The 17,818-nt window shown below is 43.9% G+C and carries 15 protein-coding genes and 1 tRNA gene; 9 read left to right on the top strand and 7 right to left on the bottom strand.

The annotated features are described in order from the left end of the window. Nucleotides 1–12: 12 nt before the first annotated feature. The 4 genes from ACE5CV_RS05540 to ACE5CV_RS05525 all read left to right on the top strand — a co-directional run bounded on the left by ACE5CV_RS05540 (nt 13) and on the right by ACE5CV_RS05525 (nt 3,940). On the top strand, nt 13–1,614 hold the full coding sequence (locus ACE5CV_RS05540) for a SusD/RagB family nutrient-binding outer membrane lipoprotein (protein WP_374949171.1): 1,602 nt from the start codon (nt 13–15) through the stop codon (nt 1,612–1,614). A gap of 58 nt (nt 1,615–1,672) precedes the next feature. Next, nucleotides 1,673–2,764 carry a phosphoglyceromutase gene (locus ACE5CV_RS05535; protein WP_374949170.1) on the top strand — a complete coding sequence of 364 codons (1,092 nt, stop codon included), beginning with the start codon at nt 1,673–1,675 and terminating at the stop codon, nt 2,762–2,764. A 92-nt stretch (nt 2,765–2,856) separates the two neighbouring features. After that, complete coding sequence (locus ACE5CV_RS05530; RefSeq protein WP_374949169.1) at nt 2,857–3,024, top strand: hypothetical protein; 168 nt, start codon at nt 2,857–2,859, stop codon at nt 3,022–3,024. 4 nt (nt 3,025–3,028) lie between these two features. After that, a complete protein-coding gene (locus ACE5CV_RS05525) occupies nt 3,029–3,940 on the top strand; it encodes a metallophosphoesterase family protein (RefSeq protein WP_374949168.1) in 912 nt (303 codons plus the stop codon). Between the two features lie 10 nt (nt 3,941–3,950). Here ACE5CV_RS05525 and ACE5CV_RS05520 read toward each other — a convergent pair whose 3' ends face one another. The 6 genes from ACE5CV_RS05520 to ACE5CV_RS05495 form a co-directional block, all read right to left on the bottom strand. Next, nucleotides 3,951–4,760 carry a lysophospholipid acyltransferase family protein gene (locus ACE5CV_RS05520; protein WP_374949167.1) on the bottom strand — a complete coding sequence of 270 codons (810 nt, stop codon included), beginning with the start codon at nt 4,758–4,760 and terminating at the stop codon, nt 3,951–3,953. Between the two features lie 78 nt (nt 4,761–4,838). Beyond that, nucleotides 4,839–5,660, bottom strand: a complete 822-nt coding sequence (locus ACE5CV_RS05515) for a universal stress protein (RefSeq protein ID WP_374949166.1) — start codon at nt 5,658–5,660, stop codon at nt 4,839–4,841. A 15-nt stretch (nt 5,661–5,675) separates the two neighbouring features. Beyond that, nucleotides 5,676–7,070, bottom strand: coding sequence for an inorganic phosphate transporter (locus ACE5CV_RS05510; protein ID WP_374949165.1), 1,395 nt, complete (start codon nt 7,068–7,070; stop codon nt 5,676–5,678). Nucleotides 7,071–7,195: 125 nt separating this feature from the next. Further along, complete coding sequence (locus ACE5CV_RS05505) at nt 7,196–7,744, bottom strand: dual specificity protein phosphatase family protein (protein WP_374949164.1); 549 nt, start codon at nt 7,742–7,744, stop codon at nt 7,196–7,198. A gap of 5 nt (nt 7,745–7,749) precedes the next feature. Continuing rightward, on the bottom strand, nt 7,750–8,628 hold the full coding sequence (locus ACE5CV_RS05500; protein ID WP_374949163.1) for a diacylglycerol/lipid kinase family protein: 879 nt from the start codon (nt 8,626–8,628) through the stop codon (nt 7,750–7,752). Between the two features lie 128 nt (nt 8,629–8,756). Then, nucleotides 8,757–9,971 carry a CehA/McbA family metallohydrolase gene (locus tag ACE5CV_RS05495; protein ID WP_374949162.1) on the bottom strand — a complete coding sequence of 405 codons (1,215 nt, stop codon included), beginning with the start codon at nt 9,969–9,971 and terminating at the stop codon, nt 8,757–8,759. A 339-nt stretch (nt 9,972–10,310) separates the two neighbouring features. On the opposite strand from ACE5CV_RS05495, the gene ACE5CV_RS05490 reads away from it, so the two are divergent. From ACE5CV_RS05490 to ACE5CV_RS05475, 4 genes are all read left to right on the top strand, one after another. Beyond that, the gene (locus ACE5CV_RS05490) at nt 10,311–13,316 is read left to right on the top strand and encodes a SusC/RagA family TonB-linked outer membrane protein (protein ID WP_374949161.1); all 3,006 of its coding nucleotides are present in this window, start codon (nt 10,311–10,313) and stop codon (nt 13,314–13,316) included. Between the two features lie 24 nt (nt 13,317–13,340). Then, on the top strand, nt 13,341–14,933 hold the full coding sequence (locus tag ACE5CV_RS05485) for a RagB/SusD family nutrient uptake outer membrane protein (RefSeq protein ID WP_374949160.1): 1,593 nt from the start codon (nt 13,341–13,343) through the stop codon (nt 14,931–14,933). Nucleotides 14,934–14,980: 47 nt separating this feature from the next. Next, entirely contained in the window at nt 14,981–16,057 is a 1,077-nt protein-coding gene (locus ACE5CV_RS05480) for a phosphatidylinositol-specific phospholipase C1-like protein (RefSeq protein ID WP_374949159.1), read from the top strand. A gap of 90 nt (nt 16,058–16,147) precedes the next feature. Beyond that, the gene (locus ACE5CV_RS05475) at nt 16,148–17,122 is read left to right on the top strand and encodes a metallophosphoesterase (RefSeq protein WP_374949158.1); all 975 of its coding nucleotides are present in this window, start codon (nt 16,148–16,150) and stop codon (nt 17,120–17,122) included. An 82-nt stretch (nt 17,123–17,204) separates the two neighbouring features. Here the strand turns inward: ACE5CV_RS05475 and ACE5CV_RS05470 are convergent. Continuing rightward, nucleotides 17,205–17,275, bottom strand: a tRNA-Gln gene (locus ACE5CV_RS05470). Nucleotides 17,276–17,396: 121 nt separating this feature from the next. Here ACE5CV_RS05470 and ACE5CV_RS05465 point away from each other — a divergent pair. Then, the coding region (locus ACE5CV_RS05465; protein ID WP_374949157.1) for a hypothetical protein at nt 17,397–17,818 on the top strand (422 nt) is incomplete at its 3' end.

Raw genomic sequence — 17,818 nt, 5'->3', positions numbered from 1 at the left:
AGCAGTAAAATCATGAAAAAAATATTTAAAATATATGTGTTACCGTTAGCGATGCTACTGAGTGTAACCAGCTGTAAAAAAAGTTTTGACCAACTCACCCAAAACGAAAACAAACCGAATAACGTCCCGGCATCACTGTTATTTAACGGGGTGCTAAACGGCCTGCCCGATTTGCCGGATGGCCAGAAAGAAATATACAGCCAATACTATCTGTATAACTATGACTATTACGGTAATAACCGTTACGATTTAGGTGGTGGCGATGACTATTATACCACCCTTAAAAACGTATTAGCGATGGAGCAACAGGCTGCCGCAACCGGTGGTGCAGCCATTAACCCTTATGAGGCGTTGGGAAAATTCTTTAAAGCATATTTCTTCAGCAAAATGAGTTTAGAGATGGGCGATATCCCGATGACTCAGGCATTAAAAGGCCTTGACGGTTTAGAGCCTGTTTACGACCCGCAGAAAACCGTTATGCTGCAATCGCTTGATTGGTTGGAAAGCGCAAACGCTGATCTTGATCAGTTGATAAAAAATCCAACGGTAGGCGGCACCGGTGCCGGTGCTACTTTATCCGGAGATATTTACTACGGTAACGACCTGAGCAAATGGCAAAAAGCGGTTAACGCCTTAAACATTCGCTTGCTGTTGCAGTTAAGCAAAAAATCTACCGATGCTGACCTTAAGGTTACAACGCGTTTTGCAAATATTATCAACACGCCGGCAAAATACCCGTTAATGAGCAGTTCTGCAGATAATCTGCAATACACCTTTTTAGCGCCAAACAATTACTATCCGCAAAACCCAAACAACTTTGGTCAAAGCGGTTCAAGGAAGAACATGTCTTCAACTTATGTTGGTTTACTTACCCAGTTAAAAGATCCAAGGGTTTTTGTTACATCTGAGCCAGCCCGCGACCTGGTTGACAATGCTAAAAAAAGCGCAACGGATTTTGCATCATTTGTTGGTGCCGATGCAGGCCTTGACCAGGGTGTGATGTACAATAATGCAGCTTTGCAGAAATATTCGTTCATCAACCGTAAGCACTTTTACTCAACTTACACAGGCGAACCAAGCATTCAGATAGGTTACCCTGAGTTAATGTTTAACATTGCTGAAGGTATCAGTCGCGGATGGGCAACAGGAGCAAATGCCGAAACTTACTACCAAAACGGTATAAAAGCGTCTATGGCCTCATATGGTATCCCGGAAACGGGCAGCTTTACCGCTTACTTTTACCGCCCGGGTTCGACAGATGTAACCAGTGCAAGCAATTATGATACCTTTAACATTGCGGCCAACTTTGCGAGTTATTATAGCCAGGCTACGGTAAAATACACGGCTGACGCAGCCGGTATCAACCGTATACTTCAGCAAAAATACCTGGCGCTGTTCAGACATTCTGGCCTGGAGTCGTATTTCACTTATCGCCGTACCGGCATCCCTACATTTACAACCGGCCCCGGCACAGGTAATGGCGGCCGTATTGCACAGCGCTTTAAATACCCATCTGCAGAGCGTACGTCAAACGCTGCTAACTACAAAGCTGCTCTCGACAGCCAGTTTGGTGGTAATGATGATATTAACGGCCTGATGTGGATATTGAAATAATCTAATTATTATACCAGAGGGCCGCAAAAAACGGCCCTCTTTTTTATTTAATACTACCATGAAAAAAATATTTTTATTGATAGCTGCGGCAATAAGTGTGACCGGTTCATTCGCCCAAACTACTAAAACAAAAAACCTTATAGTCGTAACGCTTGATGGCATGCGCTGGCAGGAGGTGTTCCGCGGGGCTGATTCGGTGATGATCAATTCAAACTTTACCAATGATAAAGATGAGGTAAAAAAACATTACTGGGCGGCAACTTCGCAGCAGCGCCGCGAACAATTATTCCCGTTTTTGTGGAGTATTATTGGCAAGCAAGGCCAGTTATACGGCAACCGCGATCTGGGCAATAAAGATGAGCTTGCTAATCCTTACCACTTTTCTTACCCTGGTTACAACGAGATCTTTACAGGGTTTCCTGATAAACGGATGAACACGAACGACGCTATTGTAAACCCTAATATGAACGTGTTGGAATACATAAACAAGCAAAAGGGCTTTGAGGGCAAGGTTATCGCATTTTCATCGTGGGAGCGCTTCCCGCAAATCCTTAATGTAAATCGTTCGGGCCTGCCGGTTCACTCCGGTTATGCCGACCTGAAGAATCAGGACGCCAACCCGCGCCTGAAGTACCTGAACGAATTACAGCACAACGTTCCTCCATATCTTGGAGATTCTACCCGCTTGGATTTTATCACCTATGAATTCAGCAAGGAATATATTAAACAATATAAACCGCGCGTATTGTACATGGCCTTTGATGAAACGGACGATATGGCACATGCCGGCAATTACAAATTTTACCTGGACAGGGCTAAACAGGAAGATGGTTATATCAAAGCGCTTTGGGACATGATACAGGCCGACCCTTTTTACAAAAACAACACGACTTTACTGATCACCTGCGACCATGGCCGCGGCGATACGCCTATAGACACCTGGAAAAGCCACGGCGCTGATGTAAAAGGCTCAGAAAACACCTGGTTTGCCGTAATAGGGCCGGATACCCCGCCAACCGGCGAGGTTAAAACTGCGACAACTACGTATCACAAACAATTGGCGCAAACCATGGCAATGTTGCTTGGCTTTGATTTTAAAGCAAATGCTGGCCATGAAGTTGGTGATGCCATCAAAACCGTTAAAAAATAATATCACAATCAAGCTTTAATAAGCAACGCAGGTTGCTGGCCGGCAGCACAAAAGGTTCGATCCCTTTGCCTGCATCTATCTGCACAATTGTTATGACAGATGTTAACTATCCCTTAGCTTTAAGCTTTGTAATTATTGCCTTTTGTTTAATGTTTTGGATCATCCGCACTAATCAAAAAGACAAGAACGATTTGAAAAAAATGCTGCCGGGACACAAATACCACCGCAAGCATTTAAAGAAAAACGATCTCAATATCTAACGCTATGCAAAGACGCTCAGCTTTAAAAAATATAGGTGGGTTACTGTTAACCCCGGCCATCAGTTTCGGCGCTGCCGCAGCGAAAGCAAAAAAACCGGTTTTACGCGTTGCGCATATTACCGATGTGCACCTGAAAAATAAGTTTGATGCGCCGGCCAAATTCGTGAAATGCCTGCACCACCTGCAACAACAAAACCCCAAGCCTGATCTGATCTTAAATGGGGGCGATATCGTATTCGATATGAATAAGGAGAACATTGGCACTATTAACGACCAATGGAAGCTAATGAACGGTATCATGAAAGATGAGTGCAGTATCCCGGTACAATACTGCCTGGGTAACCATGATATTTGGTGGAATGAAAATACCAGGGGCCAGGCTATCTATGGAAAAAAATATAGCTTAGATCAGTTGAAGCTATCGTTGCCTTATTACAGCTTTATCAAAGCCGGCTGGAAATTTATTATACTGGATAGCGTCCACCTGGATATCGACGGCACGTGGTATATTGGTAAGTTGGGTGACGAACAGTTTAAATGGCTTGAGGATGAACTAAAAGCCACGGATGCAAGTGTGCCAATATTAGTGATGTCGCACATACCAATTTTAACTGCAACACTGATGATAGAGGATGATATTGTAAACAAATGGCAAATGCTTGGCGGCGACATGCACACCGACACTTCTAAAATTATCAAACTCTTTTATAAACACCCAAATGTTAAGCTGTGCTTAAGCGGCCATATTCACCTCAAGGACCGGGTTGAATACAATAACGTAACTTATATATGCGATGGCGCAGTAAGCGGCGCCTGGTGGGAAGGTAACCGCCGTGAAACAGCGCCCGGTTACGGCATTATTGACCTTTATGACGATGGCACTTTTAATGATAAGTATGTAAACTACCTGGTATAGCTGCCGCCAATTAGTTATGCTTTTCTTTAAGGGAATATGTTTGCTCCCGCGTGAAAGAAAGTATATCGCCTTGATTTTTTTCTGTACAAACCGCATCCGGATAGAAGGGCTTACCGATGCTGATGCGCAGTGTCATCCCCTTTTTGTTAAATAATTCGGCAGGCAGCATGGCTGTTTGTAAGGACGGATGAATGTAGCGCAGCAAACTAAACACCAGGCCGTTACTGCCGTGGAAATAAATTGGCAGCACCGGTACATTAGCTTTTGCAATGAGTTTACCAACTACCGGGTGCCATTGTTTATCAGTAACGCTTTGGGTTTTAAAATCATAGGCTGATACCTCGCCGGCGGGAAATATTGCAACCGGTGTGCCGGATTTAAGCTTTTGCAAAGTGGTTTTTAACCCGCTGATGCTTGATGAATCCTTTAAGCTTTCAAATGGGTTTACACCGATGATGTACTGTGCCAGGTGTGGCACGCGCTTTAACAGAAAATTTCCCATAAAAAGGGTATCCGGCCGTTTAGTCACCAGCAGGCTGAGTAATGCCAAAGATTCAACCGCGCCGTAAGGATGATTGGCGACTGCTATAAAAGCGCCATCAGCAGGGATGTTGGCAATGCCTGCAGGATCAATCTCGATATTTATACCAAGGTAGTTGAGTGCGTATTGGGTAAAAGCAACGCCTTCCAGCGCCTCGGCACTACGCATCATCTGATTAAAGGCATCAATCTTCATCACCCGCATTAAAAGGGAAGCGACGGCCGGAAAGTGAACGGTACCTGTAGCGGCTATTACATCAGCCCTGCTTATAATCGACATACGGTAAAAATAAGTCCGGTATGTAAAGTAAACGCCCGTTTATTGTTAACGTTATGCGCAAACACGCTAATGAAGTAATTATTCGTGCAGTACCAGAATAGCCTTAACCGACCGGTTCATCACCTGGTTCACCGTGCTGCGATTAAACAGGCGGTAAATCACATTATGATGGTGTTTTACCAGGCATAAGATATCGGTTTGGCTCTTTTCAACAAAATTCATGATACCGGCAATAGGCGTAGTATCCTGGAGGTTGTTAAAATGCAAAGTGGTATGCCTGATCAGTTTCTTAAGTTTTTCTTCGCCGGTGGCAATATACTGCTCATCCGACGAGCCGTCTACATACAGCACCTGCATTTGCTGCAGGTTAAAAGCTTTCACAATTTCGTTCAAGGCGTTTACATCCTCTGCAGAAAGGCGCGTTTCATGGTCGGTAGCCAGGGTAATGGCCGGCTTCTCCGGGAATTTACTTTCCAGCGGGATGATGAGCGTTGGTACCTTTACTTTGGTAACCATCATACTGGCGTTACTGCCAACAATGCCCGGGATGCCGGTAGCGCCGGTTACGCCCATCGCCAGCAGCTCCACAGGATGTTTCTTGATGTATTTGGTGATCACATTTTTAAGGTAACCAACATCGCAAAGCGTTGTAATCTTTAGGTGCTTATATTCCTCTTTTTCCGCGTGGCGGCTGGCCCATTCAGTTAACGCATGGCGTTTATTGTTGTAATAGTCTTCAATAAATATAGCGTTGTAAGTACTGTTGTTTATGCCTTCTGTTGGGTGAATTGCGTGTATAGCGCATATTTCCAACTTTAGCAAAACAGCAAGCCCTAAAGCATATTCCATTGCGTTTGAAGCACTTGGCGAAAAATCTGTAGCAACCAGTATTTGTTTCATTTTAAGTATCAGGGTCTAAATAAACAAATGAAAAAGCATGAACAACAATATAGCCAAAATAATGGCAACCGGCAAGGTAAGCAACCAGGCAATGGCAATATTTTTAAGGGTGTTGTTATTTAAGTTGCCTTTACCACCCGATGCTACCATGGCACCTGCTATACCGCTTGATAATACATGCGTAGTACTTACAGGCAAACCAAACGCAGTACTTAACCCGATAGTGGAAGCTGCAACAATTTCGGCGCTGGCACCCTGGGCGTAGTTAAGGTGCTCATTACCTATCTTTTCGCCAATGGTAACCACAATGCGTTTCCAGCCGATCATGGTACCGATACCTAATGAAAGGGAGATCAAGGCGATTGCCCAAATGGGCGCAAAATCGGTTACGGCATTTAGTTTGTCAGATTCTTTATGTAAGATGTCAAGGTCGGCCTCAGATATTTTCCGCTGATCTGCCTTAGCAATAACATCAATTTCGTGCTTGATCGTTTGCACCTGCCTGCGGAATTTAAAAGCATTTTTACTCTTGTCGGGCAACTGTCTTTTTGCCACGGCTATAGCTTCACCAATTTTTTGCAATTCTGTCGGCGATGCTGTGTGGTGTTTGATAACCAGCTCGGTTTGGTTAAGTGCTGCTAATATTTTATCGTCGCTTACGGCATGGTCTATCGCGAATTTGGCCGGCATAAATGCAATCAGAATCAGCATTAACAACCCTACTCCCTTTTGTCCATCGTTACTACCGTGAAAAAAGCTAACCAGTGTACAGGTAGTGATCAGCAGCGCGCGAATAAGGAGCGGCGGCCTGTCGTCTTCACCATGCGGGATATGGAACAAGGCCGTTGATTTAAGTACATGGATCAAAAAATACATTAATAAAGCTGCGGCACCAAAGCCAAGTATGGGTGATAATATCAATGACAAACCAATCTCTTCGGCCTTTTCCCAATTAACGCCGCTGCCGCCATAGTACCATCTGAACGCCAGGCCGGCGCCGATCATTGCACCAATAAGCGTATGCGAGCTGGAGCAGGGAATACCCAGGTACCAGGTACCTAAATTCCAAACGATAGATGCCAGCAGAATAGCCAGCACCATACAGGCTCCGACAGCAACAGGGAGCGCCATTAGCTCATTTAGGGGCACCAGTTTTAAGATCCCCATAGCTACGGTGATGCCACCCAAGGCAACACCCAAAAAATTGAATAAACCCGACCATGGAATTGCGTAAACCGGCTTTAACGCCTTGGTATATATTACTGTGGCAACGGCATTTGCGGTATCGTGAAAACCATTTACAAATTCGAAGCCTACAACAGCTAACAGACACAATAAAAAAACGACAAGCAACCCATTACTTAGCGGGATCTCGCCGATGAATGGCAACGAAATAAAATTTAAAAGCATTTGCATATTTTAGGTACCAGCTATATATCAAATTACTACATTTTGCCGGTGCCAAAACTGTATTTAACATTAACAAATCGTTTGTTTAATGTTACCCGACCTTAGCATATCTGGTTGCAAATACGCTAACCATTATCTGCGGCAGGCTGTTGTCGGTAATAATTTTCCATTTCACGCAGCCGTTCAATCTGGCCGGGGCGCGGATTAATAAAGGTTCTGGTTTTCTTAATCAGTGTGATGGCGTCATCAACCGTAAGGCCGGTCTTAAGCAGGTAAGCGATGGTCATTGTAGGCCCGCGGCCAAGACCCTGCCGGCAATGAATGTATACTTTGCCCCCGTTTTTGATCTCGGCATCGGCAAAGTCGGCACCCTTTATCAAAACTTCCAAAGGTGGCGGTGTATTATCGGGGGTTGGTAAATGCAGGTAATGGAAACCCTCGTACTGCGCTTCGGAATATACGGAGTGCATCCGCATATTGATGATGGCGGTAATGCCAAGCGCCTTCATTTTACGCAGCCCCACCCTGTTGTACTGGCTGCCCAAAAACAAGTTTGCTGTTATCTGGCAGCGCTTAAGACGGGGCATCCCAAATACAACACGGTAAATATTATCGTAATTATACTGCAAAAAAAGGCCGCTAAGTTTAAACAGGCTTTTGATCTTGGTGAGCATAAAAATTATTTTGGTAACACAATTAAAATAGACTTGGGCACAACTTCAATTTTCAATTTGCTGGCTTTCAATTCTGTATCGTCGCATATAAATGAATGTTTTTCGGCCATGCTAATGGTTACCTTTTTTGCCTTCCAATGTTGTAAGGCTTCAGTATCCTGCTGCAAAAGGGCGCTGCCTGCAACTTTTAAAAGCGACCCGATGCTGCTTTCCTTCATCAGGATCACATCTAAAAGCCCATCTGTAATGCTTATACCGGGTTGCATGGCAAAATCCCCGATCCCCATATTGCCTGAATTGGTTACCGTCAGGGCGACACCGGCACATTTAATTTCCTCATTGTCGATGTTAATTTTATAGTCTACACGTTTGGCCTTAGCAACAGTTTGCACTGCTGTAACTCCATAGGCCAGCTGGCCGATAGCATTTTTCAGACCCCGGTCCGCCTCAGTTACCATATCGGCCATTATCCCCAGGTTTACCCGCAACAAAAACGGATGACCGTTCACCAGGCCCATATCTATCGCTTTTATCTTATGCTTGCCCTTAGTCAATATGGCAAGAGCTTCTGTTGTGTCGATAGGTATTCCAAGTTCTTTCGCCATTACGTTAGCAGTACCCCCAGGAATGATCGCCATTGGCGTATTAGTGCCATGCAACGCTGAGGCAACGGCGGTTACGCACCCATCACCCCCGTAAACGGCCACCACATCCGTCTTGCCGATAAGCTTAGCTGCGATATTGCTGGCGCTTACGTGTTTTTTTGTGACAGATACATCCCATTCCAATTTGGAATCATACATCGCTTTGTTGATATACGACAAGATGGGTTCTTCCTTACCGGAAACCGGGTTAATGATAAAATGGATGTGCTTTAGTTTCAAAATGCGGTGTTTACCTGCAAACAAGCATACCACATTTAAGTTTAGGCCAACTTTTGATTTTACAAAAAGCTTATACTATCTTAACGTAAGACAAATACCTTGTTTTCACTAATTAAGTAAGCCTAAAATTAAAAGTTAGGGTCGAAATTAAAGCAAATAGGATTTGACAAGCCAACCATGTTCCCGCTGATTGCAGCCCATGCAGGTAATTGTGGGTATGGCGTTTGTGGCCCTTCTACCGTAACACGATAGTAAGTGCGCCCTGTTTCTGCCGGCGTATCGGTAAACTCGGCCAGCGGCTGTTTACCTGTAACAGTGTAAGTATTTAATTTACCTCCATTTTTAATAACAGTGATCGTATAGTCTCCGTCCGGAAAAGTGGCAGCTGACAACCTGATCTGAAATTTTACAGGTTTGCCGGTTGATTTAGCGTTATCGCCCATCATCATATCCATTTTTCCATCGTTATTTAGATCCGCATAAAATTCAACCCGAGGTGCATACGGGTTAGAACTGATAGCTACCCTGCCATTAGTTAAGGCATCGATAACAGCTTGTGACGTTCTTTTTTTGGCGTAAACCCAGGTAGTTGGTGTCCCCACGTAATTTACCTTTGCCTCGTTACTGTTTTTAGTTACTTTATCAGGGCTTTCCGGGATGCCGTGATGCGCATCGCTCCCACCACGGCCGGTTAGTTTCCTTCCAGACGATAGCATATCATCCCAAATCATTATCGCGTTAGCATTTTTGGCCCACAGTACCGAATTCCAAACTTCGATGGATTGAACCAGATCGTACGAGTATCCGAAATTGTCCTTTCCGCTTGGATGATTGGCCGATAGGTGAACGCCCAGCTTATTTTTTACTGTCCCGATGGTTACATCGCGCTGATCGCGCACATCGTACAGTAGTTGATGGTCATAAGGTTTTGCCGAAAATACATTTCCATGTCCGCGGGTGGTTGTCCATTCTGCGCCATACAGCAGTAAAATAGAATCAGATTTAAATTCCGGGTCTGCCCAGGTATTATGCGCAACATCGCCATCTACATGGTTATCATGATCTGTAATACAAACAAAATCTATCCCTGCCGACCTTGAAAAAGCAAGAATCTTGGAGATAGGGTTATTAGACGACTCTTTACTGTGGCGGGAATGTACATGCAACTCGCCTTTAAGCCATACACCATCGGTGAGGCTGGCAAGCGGCGAGATCTCAGCCATTTTTTTCGCAGTCCACGGGTTAACGTGTTTAGCCTGGCCGAATGACGCCTGCGATAAAATCAATAAAGTTGCTCCGGCAATGCAACCGAGCAGAAAAGATGTTTTGGTGTGAGTTATCATATTGAAAGTTACTGATGCCATTATTCTTATCCGGTGCCTTTACGGCCGTTTGCATCAGCGCTCAATGATAAACAGTGCATATAAACCCATCTTTAGGAAATCGTTATTTCCTTGCGGGTTTAGTATTACCGGCATCGCATTGAACATCTTACAACCAAATGGTGTAAACTACATGTTAACAGACTGTTAACCGGCAGCAAGCAGTTTACCTCTTAACAGAAACTACTTGCAAAAATCACTGATAATCTAATATTCAATTGATATTATGATAACAACACTGGCGTTACTTTGCAATTAATTCAACACAAACTTTATCCCCAAAACTTAACAACACTATTTATGAAACAAATTTACCAGCGTTTTTGTAATGTTGGCACGCATCACTCCAGGCAATTTCTATTGCTGATCTGTGCTGTCATTTTCAGCGTGTCGCCGGCGTTATCGCAAACCTCCAGGACAATCAGAGGTACAGTTACTGATGAAAGACACGAGCCTTTACCAGGCGTATCAGTAGTAGTTGTAGGTACCAGCATTGGTGCTATGACGGATGCAAAAGGTGCATATGTTATAACTGTTAATACAAATGGTACCACCCTGAGGTTTACTTCTGTTGGCTATTTGCAGAGAGACGTCATAATCGGCTCAGACAATACTATTAATGCCAACATGTCTCCGGATGCTAAACAACTGAAAGATGTTGTAGTTATCGGCTACGGTACATCCAGCAAAAAAGATGTTACAGGCGCTATCACAACATTAAAATCTGAAGAGTTTAATATTGGTGCCACTACTACCCCTGCAGAGTTGCTGCAAGGTAAGGTAGCCGGTTTAAATATCACTAAAAGCGGCGACCCTAACCAGGCACCATCAGTTGTGCTACGCGGCCCGTCAACCATACGCACAACAGGCGGCGCGCAAGAGCCCTTTTACGTTATAGACGGTGTGCCGGGTGCATCCATTGATGTGCTTGCCCCAACAGATATTGAAAGCATTGATGTGCTGAAAGATGCATCATCAACCGCTATTTATGGTTCGCGTGCGGCAAATGGTGTGATTATCATAACTACCAAAAAAGCTAAAGCCGGCCAAAACCACTTATCATACAGCGCTTATGCCACTATGCAAGATGTATCTAAAAAGATAAATATGCTTACCGGCGACCAACTGCGTAAATATCTGGCTGATAACGGTGTTGCACCACTTGTAAAACCGCTGGATGATGATGGGTCTAATACCAACTGGCAGGATATGGTTGAAAGAAGAGGCTACTCACAAAATCATAATCTAAGCTATAACGGTGCCGGTAACAATGCGGAGTACGGTGCAAGCGTAAACTACTTTAAAAACAACGGGGTACTTAAACGCACATCGTTAGAGCGTACCATTTATCGTGGTTACGTAAACCAACGCTTTTTTCAAAACCGTTTAAGGCTAAACCTTAATTTAACTAACAGTAACTCGGTTAGTAATGATATTTTTCAGGGTAGCGTACTGCCGGCTATGTTATTTTACCTGCCAACTGTAGGCCCATTCAACCCAGACGGTACTTATAAAGAAAACTTTACCCGTACAGGAAGCGGGCCGTTAAACCCTTTATCATTGCTTAATAATAATACTATCAAAAGCAATGATAACAAAACCTTAATTAATGGTATTGTACAGATTGATATCTTAAGCGGTCTAAAGTTCACCATCAGCGCTTCACAACAGCGCGACCAGTATAACTATAATAGTTATCTGAACAGTCAATCGGGCTTAGCGGTAAATTTGAATGGTGTTGCCCGCCGTACATCGGTACTTAATACCAACAACATTATCGAATCATACCTGAATTATGATAAAGAATTTGGCCGCCACTCCCTCAAGTTATTGGCGGGTTATTCTTATCAGCAAAATAAAAACAATGATGGTTTTGGCGTACAAACCCAAAACTTCAGCAACGACAACCTGGCTTACAACAACATATTTTTGTCTAACCCGGCATCGGTATCGCAGATCGCTTTTGATAATGCACCTATTTCAACTTTAAGGTTGATATCATATTACGGCCGTGCCCAATACCAGTTTGATGATAAATATTTAGTACAGGCATCATTACGTGATGATGGTTCATCAGCATTTGGTGCTAACCACCGCTATGGTTTATTCCCGGCAGCATCAGTTGGATGGAGAATCATCAGTGAAGACTTTATGCAAAGCCTACCTGTTTTCAGCGATTTGAAACTGAGGGCAGGTTACGGTAAATCTGGTAACAGCGTTGGTTTTGATGCCTTCTCTTCTATCCTGATCTACGGAACTCAAAATAGCAGTAAATTTGTATCAAACGGAAATGTTACCAATGCCATTGGCCCAGTGCGTAACGAGAACCCTGATCTGAAATGGGAAAGCACTGCTACTACCAACATCGGTTTGGATTTTGGCTTGTTCCAAAACCGCATCACCGGTTCGGTTGATTACTACATCAAAAAAACATCAGATCTGATCTACGATCAGTACCCGGTATCTTTAACGCAATACTTTACCAGCACAATTACTGCAAATGCGGGCAAGATCAGCAACAAAGGTATCGAGGTTGTATTAAGTGCAACTGCTGTTAAATCAAACTCATTCACCTGGAAAACATCTGCAAACGTATCTCATAACAAGAACGTAGTAGAAAGCTTATCAAACGGTCAGTTTAACCTGCCATCTTTCTATACCGCACAGTTAGGTGGTAAAGGCCAGTCGGGTAACTATAGCCAAATTGTACAGCCGGGCCAGCCAATTGGTACGTTTTATTTATGGCATTACGCCGGTAAAAATGCAAATGGCGTAAGTACTTACCAAAATGCAGCTGGAGCTACTATAGCTACACAGCCGCTTACTACCGATCAGCGTGTAGCAGGCAGCGCCCAGCCAAAACTTATTTACGGCTGGACCAACAGTTTCTACTACAAGAACTTTGATTTTAACTTCCTTATCCGTGGCGTAACCGGTAACAAAATCCTGAACGCAACACTGGCTAACCTTAACAACCCTGCCGACGCGAGATTGCAAAACATTCCAAGCTTTACACTGGGCGAATCTTATAAGGACATCAACGCTTACCTGATATCAGACCGTTTCCTGGAAAGCGGCGCTTACCTGCGTATGGATAACGCTACTTTGGGTTATACCATCAAACCAAGGATAGCTGCTATCAAATCAATCCGCTTGTATACATCGGCCAACAATCTTTTTGTGATCACCAAGTACAAGGGTATCGATCCGGAGATCAACATTGGTGGTTTAACACCGGGTATTGATAATAACAACTATTACCCAAAAACACGCACATTCTTATTTGGCCTGAACGCGTCATTTTAATTAATTAAAAAAAGAGATATTAACATGAAAACGATATATTCATTTCTAGCAGGATGTGTGGCTATAGCTACCATTAGCTCCTGCACCAAGTTAGATGTACCTGTCGAGTCACAGTACGTAAAATCTAACTTCCCAAATACAGCGGCAGATTACAATGCGCTAACGGGTACCATGTACTCTAACCTTTCATCAAGCTTTGCAGTAAATTACTGGAGGATGCAGGAGCTGTCTACAGATGAGGCTATCATCCCCGCGCGCGATGGTAACTTTGACGATGGTGGCCAGTACCGCCAGCTGCATTACCATACCTGGACCTTTGACCACCCTAACGTTACCGGGATATGGCAGTGGGGCTTTAGCGGTATAAACACCTGTAACCGCCTGTTAACCGTTATTGATGCTGCTAACTCACCTGCAGCCGTAAAAGCGTCCTACACAGCCGAAATCAGGGCCATGCGCGCATTGTATTACTTCTTTATGATGGATACTTACGGTAACGTGCCTATCATTACTACTTTCCCGGTAAATACGCCGCCTGCTACAGAAAAACGCGCTAAGGTTTTCGATTTTATTGAAAGTGAATTAAAAGCGGTGTTACCGCAGTTGCCTGCTAAAACCGGCAACCTGGCCACAAACACGCAGCAATATGGCCGCCCTACCAGGGGAATGGCGTTTGCGTTGCTTGCCAAAATGTACTTAAACGCACCTGTTTATAATGGCACTACCCGCAACCAGGATGTGGTTGTTATGGCCGACAGTGTACAGCGGAATACCAATTACTCGTTAGATGCTAAGTACCGCGACATCTTTTTACCAAACAACGGCCCGCAGATAAACGAAACGATCTTCGCTATCCCTTACGATCAGCAGATACCGGGCAACCAGTTTACCCGTTTCGGTTTCTTTTACTACCTGGTGAATGCGTACGGGTTTAATGTTGGCTTAAGTATTGCAATGAGCACCACACCAGAGTTCTACAACCGCTTTAACATTCCTAACGATTTCCGTACAAAAACCTGGTTAGTTGGCCCGCAATTTTACCCGGATGGTAACGGAGGTTTTACCAATCAACCGGTTTACTACCCAAGTACAACCACGCAAATCGTTATTACTCCGCAGCTGGTACTGGTGCCCGGTAAACCTATGGATTTAGGTAATACCACTGCCAGCCAGGCCGAAGGTATTCGTTCTTTAAAATACTACCCGGATCCACAGATTATACAGGCAACCCGCTTAAATGGTAATGATGTGCCCGTATTAAGGCTTGCCGACGTGTATTTGATGAAGGCCGAAGCAATTTTACGCGGTGCCACACCAACTACTATTAATGGTGATGCACAAACCCCGCTTACGTTGATCAACAAGCTGCGTGCACGTTCTGGTGCGCAATTGGCATCAAGTGTAGATTTGCAGGGCGTGTTAGATGAGCGTGCCCGTGAACTTTCGTGGGAAGCATGGCGCCGTAATGATCTAATCCGTTTCGGACAGTTTGAAACGGAATACCCGTTGCCAAATGACGTATTGAAAATGAATACCGATCCTACAAGAAGGCTATTCCCAATACCATCTACAGAGTTAAAAACCAATCCAAACCTGGTTCAAAACCCGGGTTATTAATCATCATAAACAGCCGGCCAAAAGCCGGCTGTTTTAATATAAATAATATGAAAGCGATTTACGGTTTACTAGTTATAGCGCTGCTACCTGTAAATAAACTGACTGGCCCTGGTGATAACACCCCTATAAACCAAGTGCAGGTTATCGGCTCGCATAACAGCTACAAAAAGGCCATTGACCCTAAGCTTTTTAAGCTGCTGCAAAAATCAGATTCACTGGCAATGACCAAGATCGATTACGAGCACATCAGCCTGACCCAGCAATTGGACATGGGTTTGCTCGATCTGGAGATAGATGTATATGCTGATACAGCCGGCGGTAAATATGCCCACCCTAAAGGTTTGGATTGGGCACCTGGACAGCCTGCTTACGATACGGAAAAACTGATGACCAAGCCAGGATTTAAAGTTTTTCACATTCAGGATATAGACTATCGCAGCAATTGCGCCACTTTTGCACTCTGCCTGCAAGAGTTAAAGAAATGGTCTGATACACACCCCGATCATAACCCTATTTACATTACCATGAATACTAAAGACGAGGCGATGAAAAGGCCCGGCTTTACCATACCTGATAAATTCAACCCGGCAATTTATGATAAGCTGGATAAAGAAATAGCCGATAACCTGGGCTTTGACCACGTGATACGCCCTGATGACGTACGCGGAAAATACAAAACGCTTGAGCAAGCCGTTTTGCATAAAAATTGGCCTGCCCTAAAACAGGCTAAGGGCAAATTCATCTTCTTACTGGATGAGCCGGCACCTAAAAATCTGGAATATGTCAAAGGCCACCCGTCACTAAAGGGACGCGTGCTTTTTATAAACGCCAGGCCCGGCACGCCCGAGGCGGCTATTTATGTGCTAAACGACGCTAAAAAACAACTGGCAGAAATTTCTGCATTGGTAAAAAAAGGTTACATCATCCGCACCCGTGCTGATAGTGATACACAGGAAGCACGTTTAAATGATAAAACCAGTTTCGAAGCGGCTATGCGATCTGGAGCCCAAATCATTTCAACCGACTATTACCGTCCAAGCACTCATTTTAAATCAGATTACAAGATCAGTTTTGCTGATGGTACCTATTTCAGGATGAATCCGGTTTTCAGCAAAGCAAAATAATTGTATATATCTTTACTGAAGCCGGCGCTAATGTCCCGGCTTTTTATAGTTTATACCGTCAGTCGCCAACAATTTATATCACTGAACATTATGAAACGCAGAAACTTTATTAAAAACACAGCACTAACCACCTTGGGTGCTTCGTTGGTTAATCCGCTTATTTCCCTGGCCGACAATAACGGCGTAACCCATTTAGACAGTGATGACCTATCTCCGTCGTTTTTAAAAGATGAGTATAACGTACATTTTATTGCGGTTGGCGATTGGGGCCGTAACGGCGAGTACGATCAGACAGAGGTAGCTAAGCAAATGGGGTTATGGGCTGTAAACAACCCTAATGACTTTGTGGTATCTGTAGGTGATAATTTTTATCCGCGTGGTGTAGTAAGCGAGATGGATCCGCTTTGGCATTATTCTTTCGAGAATATTTACACGGCACATTCTTTACAATGCGATTGGTACCCCGTTTTGGGCAACCACGATTATGGATCGGAACCAGAGGTGCAGGTTCGTTACAGCAAAGTAAGCCGAAGATGGTGTATGCCGGCTTTGTATTATGCCAAACAATTTAAGCTCGGCAGCAAAAACGAAAAGTTACTGATGCTGATGATCGATACGGACCCGATGCTGCACCCCGAAAAAAAATCGCAGGTTGATAAGCAGATGATATGGATTGATGAACAATTGAAAAACGCATCGGCAGATGTTAAATGGAAAATAATTGTGGGCCACCACCCCTATTATACGGTAGGTCCCCGCATAAAAAATTATGATACCCTAACCGTTCGCGAAAAACTCGGACCGGTACTGGCGAAATATAAAATCGATGTGTACCTGTCGGGGCATGATCATTCCCTGCAGCACTTAAAACCTGAAGGGCTTACTCACCAGTTTATCTCCGGGGCAGGATCTGAGCTTACCCCGGTTTTTGAAGGCATACCATACAGCCGCTTCCAGGCGTCAGACCACGGCTTTATGTACTTTGCGGTAAACAACGAAAAAATTAACGTGCAGGCTATAAATGCGGCAGGCAAAGTGCTTTACCAAACGGAGCTAAAAAAATAATTACTGAACATTTTTTCAGAACGACCAAGTCAATAAAAAAGCCGGACTATAGATCCGGCTTTTTATGTTTGTGATTTACACGTTTTCCTGAATGGATTCGAACCACTACTAACAGAGTCAGAGTCTGGTGTGCTACCGTTACACTACAGGAAAGTATAGTATCGAGTCTAATACGCTGCAAAATTATAAAAAATTAAACAATAGCCTAAGGTTATTCATTATATAGCCAATCAGGTTTGAGCCAATGTTTTATATTCGCCGTTGCAACACATTTATGGATACATTTTTTCTTCGCGGCATCTTATCGCGCATAATTATCATTTCAATTGCAACGGCTTGTATTCTTTCCTGTAATGGCGGCCCAGAAAAAGGCAAGGTTTATCGCACTATTGAAAGCGACAAATCAGTAAAGCCTACTTTTAAACAGCATTGGGGCAAAAGTTTCACCGAAGTAAAACGCACCTTTAAAAATGGCATAGCCTTTAGTGAATACGGTTACCAGCTGCAACCGGAGTGGCGCTTTAAATTCTTGAATGACGATTCTGTAAATATTTATAACCCGGTCAATAAAACCTGGGGCAATGCGCCCATGCAGTTCGATCACGACTCGATATTTAATATAGCATGGGCATACATGCGTTTGCAAAAGCAAACTAAAGATAGTATTCAATTCCAGGTGCTTAAAGTTGAGGGCCG

Source organism: Mucilaginibacter sp., assembly GCF_964263795.1.
Lineage (GTDB): Bacteria > Bacteroidota > Bacteroidia > Sphingobacteriales > Sphingobacteriaceae > Mucilaginibacter.
The sequence above is the reverse complement of the archived record's forward strand: the minus strand, read 5'-3'. Positions and strand labels throughout refer to the sequence as shown.

Excerpts from the sequence above, each read along its gene's own strand:
- ACE5CV_RS05540 (WP_374949171.1), top strand. The coding sequence starts at position 13 with ATGAAAAAAATATTTAAAATATATGTGTTACCGTTAGCGATGCTACTG.
- ACE5CV_RS05485 (WP_374949160.1), top strand. The coding sequence starts at position 13,341 with ATGAAAACGATATATTCATTTCTAGCAGGATGTGTGGCTATAGCTACC.
- ACE5CV_RS05515 (WP_374949166.1), bottom strand. The coding sequence starts at position 5,660 with ATGAAACAAATACTGGTTGCTACAGATTTTTCGCCAAGTGCTTCAAAC.
- ACE5CV_RS05510 (WP_374949165.1), bottom strand. The coding sequence starts at position 7,070 with ATGCTTTTAAATTTTATTTCGTTGCCATTCATCGGCGAGATCCCGCTA.
- ACE5CV_RS05475 (WP_374949158.1), top strand. The coding sequence starts at position 16,148 with ATGAAACGCAGAAACTTTATTAAAAACACAGCACTAACCACCTTGGGT.
- ACE5CV_RS05490 (WP_374949161.1), top strand. The coding sequence starts at position 10,311 with ATGAAACAAATTTACCAGCGTTTTTGTAATGTTGGCACGCATCACTCC.
- ACE5CV_RS05530 (WP_374949169.1), top strand. The coding sequence starts at position 2,857 with ATGACAGATGTTAACTATCCCTTAGCTTTAAGCTTTGTAATTATTGCC.
- ACE5CV_RS05480 (WP_374949159.1), top strand. The coding sequence starts at position 14,981 with ATGAAAGCGATTTACGGTTTACTAGTTATAGCGCTGCTACCTGTAAAT.
- ACE5CV_RS05535 (WP_374949170.1), top strand. The coding sequence starts at position 1,673 with ATGAAAAAAATATTTTTATTGATAGCTGCGGCAATAAGTGTGACCGGT.
- ACE5CV_RS05525 (WP_374949168.1), top strand. The coding sequence starts at position 3,029 with ATGCAAAGACGCTCAGCTTTAAAAAATATAGGTGGGTTACTGTTAACC.
- ACE5CV_RS05495 (WP_374949162.1), bottom strand. The coding sequence starts at position 9,971 with ATGATAACTCACACCAAAACATCTTTTCTGCTCGGTTGCATTGCCGGA.
- ACE5CV_RS05505 (WP_374949164.1), bottom strand. The coding sequence starts at position 7,744 with ATGCTCACCAAGATCAAAAGCCTGTTTAAACTTAGCGGCCTTTTTTTG.
- ACE5CV_RS05520 (WP_374949167.1), bottom strand. The coding sequence starts at position 4,760 with ATGTCGATTATAAGCAGGGCTGATGTAATAGCCGCTACAGGTACCGTT.